Origin of the sequence: Mesorhizobium sp. M2A.F.Ca.ET.037.01.1.1 (genome assembly GCF_003998075.1) — a bacterium.
Classification (GTDB): Bacteria; Pseudomonadota; Alphaproteobacteria; order Rhizobiales; family Rhizobiaceae; genus Mesorhizobium.
In genome coordinates, this window is sequence record NZ_RZSA01000231.1 from 1 (window position 1) to 7,621 (window position 7,621).

General features: G+C 63.9%; 5 protein-coding genes. 2 read left to right on the forward strand and 3 right to left on the reverse strand.

Annotated elements, in window-relative coordinates; translation table 11 throughout:
• A partial coding sequence (locus EOA27_RS13890; RefSeq protein WP_245491089.1) for a glutamate synthase central domain-containing protein occupies nt 1-3,010 on the reverse strand: 3,010 nt, incomplete at its 3' end.
• Between the two features lie 490 nt (nt 3,011-3,500).
• Here EOA27_RS13890 and EOA27_RS13895 point away from each other — a divergent pair.
• Nucleotides 3,501-4,550 (forward strand): low specificity L-threonine aldolase, encoded by a 1,050-nt coding sequence (locus EOA27_RS13895; RefSeq protein ID WP_126081459.1) that lies wholly within the window; start codon nt 3,501-3,503, stop codon nt 4,548-4,550.
• Nucleotides 4,551-4,737: 187 nt separating this feature from the next.
• Here the strand turns inward: EOA27_RS13895 and EOA27_RS13900 are convergent, their stop codons facing one another.
• Entirely contained in the window at nt 4,738-5,205 is a 468-nt protein-coding gene (locus EOA27_RS13900) for an Hsp20 family protein (protein ID WP_126081458.1), read from the reverse strand.
• Between the two features lie 516 nt (nt 5,206-5,721).
• On the opposite strand from EOA27_RS13900, the gene EOA27_RS13905 reads away from it, so the two are divergent.
• The gene (locus tag EOA27_RS13905) at nt 5,722-6,678 is read left to right on the forward strand and encodes an alpha/beta hydrolase (RefSeq protein WP_126081457.1); all 957 of its coding nucleotides are present in this window, start codon (nt 5,722-5,724) and stop codon (nt 6,676-6,678) included.
• A 10-nt stretch (nt 6,679-6,688) separates the two neighbouring features.
• Here the strand turns inward: EOA27_RS13905 and hisN are convergent, their stop codons facing one another.
• Nucleotides 6,689-7,462, reverse strand: coding sequence for a histidinol-phosphatase (hisN, locus tag EOA27_RS13910; RefSeq protein ID WP_126081456.1), 774 nt, complete (start codon nt 7,460-7,462; stop codon nt 6,689-6,691).
• Nucleotides 7,463-7,621 lie beyond the last annotated feature (159 nt).

Genomic DNA, 7,621 nt, shown 5'->3' on the forward strand with positions numbered 1-7,621 from the left:
GCGCCACCTTGATCTGCATGACGTCGGAATTGACCATATACTCCGCCGTGACGCCGAACCGTCCCGAAGCGACCTGCTTGATCGCCGAACGTTCCGGGTTCTTGCCGCCGCCGGGCAGCGGCAGATAGCGGTCGGCCTCTTCGCCACCTTCGCCGGTGTTCGACTTGCCGCCGATCTGGTTCATGGCGCGCGCCAGCGTGGTGTGCGCCTCGCGTGAGATCGATCCGAACGACATCGCCCCGGTCGAGAAGCGCTTCACGATCTCGGCCGCCGGCATGACATCCTCGATCGCGACCTTCTTGCGGCCGGTTTCTTCGGCCAGCTTGATCTTGAACAGGCCGCGGATGGTTTGCGCCCGCGCGGTCGCGCTGTCGATCTGCGCCGAATACTCCTTGAACGTGTCCCAGGACCCCTGCCGCACGGCATGCTGCAAGGTAGCGACTGCATCCGGCGACCACATATGCGCCTCGCCGCGCATGCGGAACATGTATTCGCCGCCGACCTCCAGGCTGTTGCGCAGCACCGGATCGCTGCCGAAGGCGTCCGCATGGCGGCTGAGCGTCTCGGCGGCGACCTCGTCCAGTCCGACGCCTTCGATCAGCGTCGCGGTGCCGGTGAAATACTTCTCGACGAAATCGGACTTCAACCCGATCGCGTCGAAGATCTGCGCGCCGCAATAGGACTGGTAGGTCGAGATGCCCATCTTGGACATCACCTTGAGGATGCCCTTGCCGATCGACTTGATGTAGCGCGAGACCACCTCGTATTTGTCGACCTCGGCCGGCAGCTCGCCGCGCTTGTGCATGTCGAGCAGCGTGTCGAAGGCAAGATAAGGGTTGATCGCCTCGGCGCCATAGCCGGCGAGGCAGCAGAAATGATGCACCTCGCGCGGCTCGCCGGACTCGACGACGAGGCCGACCGACGTGCGCAACCCCTTGCGGATCAGGTGGTGGTGCACCGCCGCCGTGGCCAAAAGGGCTGGAATGGCGATGCGGTCGGGGCCGACCTGACGGTCCGACAGGATGATGATGTTGTAGCCGCCGGCGACCGCCGCCTCCGCGCGCTCGCAGAGCCGGTCGATGGCGCCCTGCATGCCCGCGGCGCCCTCGTTCGAGCCGTAGGTGATGTCGATCGTCTTGGTGTCGAAACGGTCCTCGGTGTGGCCGATGGAGCGGATCTTTTCGAGATCGCCGTTGGTCAGGATCGGCTGGCGCACCTCGAGCCGCTTGCGGCGCGATGTGCCGACCAGGTCGAAGATGTTCGGCCGCGGCCCGATGAAGGACACCAGGCTCATCACCAGCTCCTCACGGATCGGGTCGATCGGCGGGTTGGTGACCTGGGCGAAGTTCTTCTTGAAATAGGTGTAGAGCAGCTTCGACCTGTCCGACATGGCCGAGATCGGCGTGTCGGTGCCCATCGAGCCCACAGCTTCCTGGCCGGTGGTAGCCATCGGCGCCATCAGAAGCTTGGTGTCTTCCTGCGTGTAGCCGAAGGACTGCTGGCGATCGAGCAGGCTGACATCCTTGCGCAGCGCGCGCGGCTCGACCGGCTTGAGGTCTTCCAGGATCAACTGCGTGTTGACGAGCCAGGTCTTGCAGGGATGCCTGGTCGCGATCTCCGACTTGATCTCCTCGTCGGAGATGATGCGGCCCTTGGCGAGGTCGATCAGCAGCATGCGGCCGGGCTGCAGCCGCCACTTCTGCACGATCTTTTCCTCCGGCACCGGCAGCGCGCCGGCTTCCGACGCCATGATGACGCGGTCGTCGTCGGTGACGATGTAGCGCGCCGGGCGCAGGCCGTTGCGGTCGAGCGTGGCGCCGATCTGGCGACCGTCGGTGAACACCACCGCCGCCGGACCATCCCACGGCTCCATCAGCGCCGCATGATACTCGTAGAAAGCCTTGCGGTCGGCATCCATGAGCTTGTTGCCGGCCCAGGCTTCCGGTATCAGCATCATCATGGCGTGGGTGAGCGAATAGCCGCCCTGGAACAGGAACTCCAGCGCGTTGTCGAAGCACGCCGTGTCCGACTGGCCCTCATAGGAGATGGGCCACAGCTTCGAGATGTTGTTGCCGAACAGCTCGGAATCGACCGAGGCCTGGCGCGCCGCCATCCAGTTGTTGTTGCCGCGCACGGTGTTGATCTCGCCGTTATGCGCGACCATGCGATAGGGATGCGCCAGCTTCCACGACGGGAAGGTGTTGGTCGAGAAGCGCTGGTGAACGAGGATCAGCGCCGTTTCGAAGCGCGGATCCTTGAGGTCCTTATAATAGGCGCCGACCTGGTAGGCCAGGAACATGCCCTTGTAGATGATGGTGCGCGCCGACAGCGACACGCAATAGGCGCCGATGTCCTTGTTGTCGTTCTCAGCATAGATGCGGCCCGAGATCACCTTGCGCAGCAAATAGAGCCGCGCCTCGTATTCCTCGTCATCCGGGATGTCGGCCGTACGGCCGATGAACACCTGCCGGTGGAAAGGCTCCGAGGCCTCGATATCGGGCGCCTTCGACAGCGACGAATTGTCGACCGGCACGTCGCGGAAGCCGATGAGCGGCAGCCCCTCCGACTGCGCCGATTCGGCGATGATCTCTTCGATATGGGCGCGAAGCGCCGCGTCCTGCGGCATGAACCAATGGCCGACGCCGTATTGACCTGCAGGCGGCAGTTCGACGCCCTTGGCCGCCATTTCCTCGCGGAAGAAAGCGTCCGGGATCTGCACCAGCACGCCGGCGCCGTCGCCGACCAGCGGGTCAGCGCCGACGGCGCCGCGATGGGTGAGGTTTTCCAGCATCGCCAGACCGTCCTCGACGATCCGGTGCGACTTCACGCCCTTCATATTGGCGATGAAGCCGACGCCGCAGGCGTCATGCTCGTTGCGCGGATCGTAGAGGCCCTGGGCGGCCGGGCCGCCGGAAGTTCGGAGGGCTTGGGTCCGGACGGTGTTTTTAACGGCTGCCGCTTTCGTCTGCGCGGCCTGGCCGTAGATCGCAGATGGCGTCAGTTCCGTCATCGTCCTATCCTCCGTTCTCCACCTTGGCCCCGACTGTCTCAGGGCGCTGGCTTGCCTTGGGAAGCACAAGGCTTCCCCTTGATCCTTGCTGCACGTCTTGCGAAATCCATCGAACCATACGGCTATACGCCCGGTTCGCATCCGGTATCGTACAGGCCAGAGCCGGGCCGTCTACCCGCCGCTCGCGACAATGGCCGGAATGGCAGCAATGATACGCCAGTCCAGCCTGTTTTGTGCGACAAAATAAGACAGCACTACTGTCCTAAATTTTTATGGCAGAAATCAGGGGACCATACAAGACCGATTCACAAAAAACTTGGGCGTGACGCGACACAAAATTTCGTGACGAGTACCGGCAACGCAAGCTTCGATCCGGGTCTTTCGAGGCTAGGCGCTGGCTTCACCGCTTTGCCGGTGATTGGCCCTTGCGCTTCTCCCGCCTAAGCGGTCAAGTCCCGCCGCTTTTGGTAATCACGATACGGATCTCTCGATGTTCTTTGCTTCCGACAACTGGGCGGGCGTCCATCCCGACATTTCGGCCAATCTGTCGCGCCATGCCGACGGATCCGCTGTCGCCTATGGCGACGGCGATCTGGACCGGGCCGTCTATCGCCGCTTCAACGAGATTTTCGAGCGGGAGGTGCAAGTCTTCTTCGCCGCGACCGGCACCGCGGCGAACGCGCTTTCGATGGCCGCGTTGAACCGTATCGGCGGCATCGCGCTTTGCCACTCCGAAGCGCATATGAATGTCGACGAGTTCGGCGCGATGGGTTTCTACACCGGCGGCGCGCGCATGGCGCCGGTTCCCGGGCCGCTGGGGCGCATCAATCCGGAAGCGCTCGACCGGGCTATCAAGCGCTATTCGCAGGATCTGGCTCCCGCCGGTCAGCCGATGGCGGTCACCATCACCCAAGCGACCGAGGTCGGCACGGTCTATAGCGTCGACGACGTCAAGGCGATCGCCGAGGTCAGCCGCCGCCACAAGCTGCCGCTGCACATGGACGGCGCGCGCTTCGCCAATGCGATTGCCGCGACTAGCATCAGCCCGGCCGAAATGACCTGGAAGAGCGGCGTCGACGTCATCTCCTTCGGCGCCACCAAGAATGGCTGCTGGATGGCCGACGCGGTGCTGATCCTCAATCCGGATGTCAGTAAGGACCTGCGCCTGCACCGTCAGCGCGCCGGGCAGACCTTCTCCAAGGCGCGCTTCATCTCGGCCCAGTTCGAAGCCTATTTCACCGACGACCTGTGGCTGAGGATGGCCGGGCACGCCAATCAAATGGCAGCGCGTCTGGCCGAGACGATCGAGGACGCGCCGACGGGCAGGCTCGCCTGGCTGCCGCAAGCCAACGAGGTCTTCGCGGTCCTCGACAGCGCCACGGCTGAAAGGCTGCGGGCGGCTGGCGGCAAATTCCATGAATGGGGCGTGCCTTCAGGATTCGACGGCCATCTCGGCGACAATGAAGCGATCTACCGCTTCGTCGCCAGCTTCGCGACCACGACCGAGGAGATCGACCGCCTGGGCCAATTGCTCGGCTGAGCGTCCTGCCATGACCAAGCCGCCGCTCGGCTCGACGATGAGGCTGGTTCACCAGGGGCCTTCATGCTCCGCCGCAGCTTCAAAAGAGGTCAGAAAGGCCCGTAGGCGGGCGCACCCAATAAAAAGCGGCGCCTCGCAGCGCCGCTTTCGTCTCGGGAGGGAGACGTCGTCTGGAAAAGTCCGCGGATTACGCGGTCGCTTTCGCCTCGATCTGCTTGGCCTTGTCCGAAGACTGGGTAATCGCGATCTTGCGCGGCTTCAGCTCCTCGGGAATGTTGCGCTTGAGGTCGACGAAGAGCAGGCCGTTCTTCAGCGTGGCGCCCTCGACCTCGACATGGTCGGCGAGCTGGAAGCGGCGCTCGAAAGCGCGCGAGGCAATGCCTCGGTAGAGCAGCTCGGAACCCTCGCCATTGCCCTCTTCCTTGCGCTCGCCCTTGACGGTCAGCACGTTGCGGTGGGCTTCAATCGAGATTTCGTCTTCCGAGAAGCCGGCAACGGCCATCGAGATGCGATAGGCGTTCTCGCCGGTGCGCTCGATGTTATAGGGCGGATAGGTCTGCGCGGTCTCGGGCTGGCCGAGCGAATCGAGCATGGTGAACAGCCGGTCGAAGCCGACGGTCGAACGATAAAGTGGGGAAAAATCAACGTGACGCATGAGGTGTTCTCCTGTTGAGCAACATGGTTTGCGTGTGACCCGGTACGAAACCCTCGAAAGGCGTTCCGGATAGGCCAGCGACCCCGACAATCGGCTGCCGCAAACTTCATTTGGGAAGCGGAGAAAGCCATTTCAAGGCTTTTTGATCGACGCAAAACCGCCATGTTGATGAACGGCGGATGAACCGCAGCTTCGGCATCCGTTCAGCCGCTCGGCACTAGGCTTTGGTCAAGTTGGAGCAATTCCAAGAGAAGCGCGAGGCGCTTTCCGACCGGAATTGCGCAAGACAAAGAGACAAGCGGTGCTTTGATCCCGGCGCCGCCGAGGCCGAACCGGGTGCAACGTCCCTTCCTCCCGGATCGACAGAGGCCGGAAGTGCGCCGCAGGCACTTCCGGCCTTCCCATTTCAGGGCGGTTGCGTAAATCCTCGCGGCGCCTTTGCTTTTGCCGCCTGGCCGTCTATCACCATGCCGACGCCTTGCCCGCTCGGGCAAAGAACAACCAGCGACTCGCCGAATGACGGATCTTTTCCATCTGACCGAGGACAATCCCGCGCCGCGGAATGCCGCGGGCGGCTTCTTCACAACGCCCGACGGCAAGAAGATCCGCTACGGCGTCTTTGCCGCCGTCGCCCGCCCGCTGCTGGGCACGGTGGTTCTGCTGACCGGGCGCAACGAGTGCATCGAGAAATATTTCGAGACCATCCGCAATCTCGCCGATCGCGGCTTCGGCGTCGCCATCCTCGATTGGCGCGGCCAGGGCGATTCCAGCCGCCTGCTGCGCGACCGCCAGCGCGGCCATGTCCGCAGCTTCCGCGACTATGCGCGCGACCTGGAGCAATTTTTCGAAGAGATCGTGCTGCCCGACTGCCGCGGCCCCTATTACATCCTCGCCCACTCGACCGGGGCGGTGATTGCGCTGCTTGCCTCGCCGTCCATGGTCAATCGGGTGCGGCGCATGGTGCTGCTGGCGCCTTTTCTGGAGGTGCCGGACATGCCGGTCTCGATCGCCACCGTGCGGCGCGTGTGCGCGATCTTCTGCGCGCTTGGCCTCGGCTGGCTCTACGCGGCGATCGGTCCACGCCCGAAAGTGCCGCCGGCTTTCGAGGTGAACAAGGTGACCTCGGACCCGGCGCGCTACCGCCGCAATGTCGGGATCTATGAGGCCTGGCCGCAGCTCGCGCTCGGCGGCCCGACCATCCGCTGGCTGAAGGCCGCAGCCGCGGCCGCGGAAGCCGTCAGCGATCCGGATTTCATGGCAAGGGTCAAGGTTCCGATGCTGATCGTCGCCGCCGGCGCCGACCGGGTGGTCTCGACCAAGGCCGTGGAAGCCTATGCCAGGAAATTGCGCGTCGGCTCGCTGTTGATGATCGACGGCGCCGAGCACGAAATCCTGCAGGAGAGGGACATCTACCGCGAGCAGTTGCTCGCCGCCTTCGATGCCTTCATTCCAGGCACCGGCGACGCTCCCTGAACGCGCCCGATCAGCCGCGCAGCGCCGCCATTGCCGCGGCGTGCAGCTCCGGCGTCGCCGCAGCCAATATATCGCCGCCCTTCTCCGCCGGGGCCCCTTCGAAAGTGGTGACGACGCCGCCGGCCTTCTCGATGATCGGGATCAGCGCGACGATGTCGTAGGGCTTCAGGCCCGGATCGGCGACGATGTCGACACAGCCCGCCGCCACCATGGCGAAGGCGTAGCAGTCGGTTCCGTAGCGGGCGAGTTGGACTTTCGTTTCGAACTGGTCGTAGCGCTTGCGCGCTTCGCCCTTGAAAAGCGCCGGCGTGGTCGTGAACAGCGTCGCTTGCGCGAGGTCGGTGGTCTTGCGGGTCGAGAGCCTGCGCGGGCCGCCCGGTCCTTCATAGTGCGAGCCGGAGGCGTTGGCATAGAACAGCTCGCCGGTGAAGGGCTGCGACATCATGCCGGCAACCGCGTCGCCGTCGGCGGTCAACCCGACCAGCGTTCCCCAGACCGGAAGGCCGGAAATGAAGGCGCGGGTGCCGTCGATCGGGTCGATCACCCAGACATGCCGGCTGGTGATGTTCTGGCTGCCATGTTCTTCGCCGAGAATGCCGTGCTCGGGATATTCGGCGGAGATCAGCGCCCGGATCGCGCGCTCGGCTTCGCGATCGGCCTCCGTGACTGGGTCGAAGCTTCCCGCCTCCTTGTTGGCGACCACCCCCTGGCTGCGGAAGCGCGGCAAGGTTTCCGCTGCGGCGGCATGCGCTATGCGCCGCATGAAATCGGTGCTGATATCCAAGTCGCTCTCCCCATCGCGGCTCTTGCCAGCCGCTCTTTCTCGCAGAACAGGCGCGCTGAATACCGGTCAGGCGCCCGCTTTATGTTGCCTTAATGCCACAACTGAACCGCCGAAGCGGAATTTCCACATCATATTGAATTAAAAAATCCAGCTGTCGAT

Coding starts and splice junctions, on each gene's coding strand:
- EOA27_RS13905 (WP_126081457.1), top strand. CDS start 5,722: ATGACGGATCTTTTCCATCTGACCGAGGACAATCCCGCGCCGCGGAAT.
- EOA27_RS13900 (WP_126081458.1), bottom strand. CDS start 5,205: ATGCGTCACGTTGATTTTTCCCCACTTTATCGTTCGACCGTCGGCTTC.
- EOA27_RS13895 (WP_126081459.1), top strand. CDS start 3,501: ATGTTCTTTGCTTCCGACAACTGGGCGGGCGTCCATCCCGACATTTCG.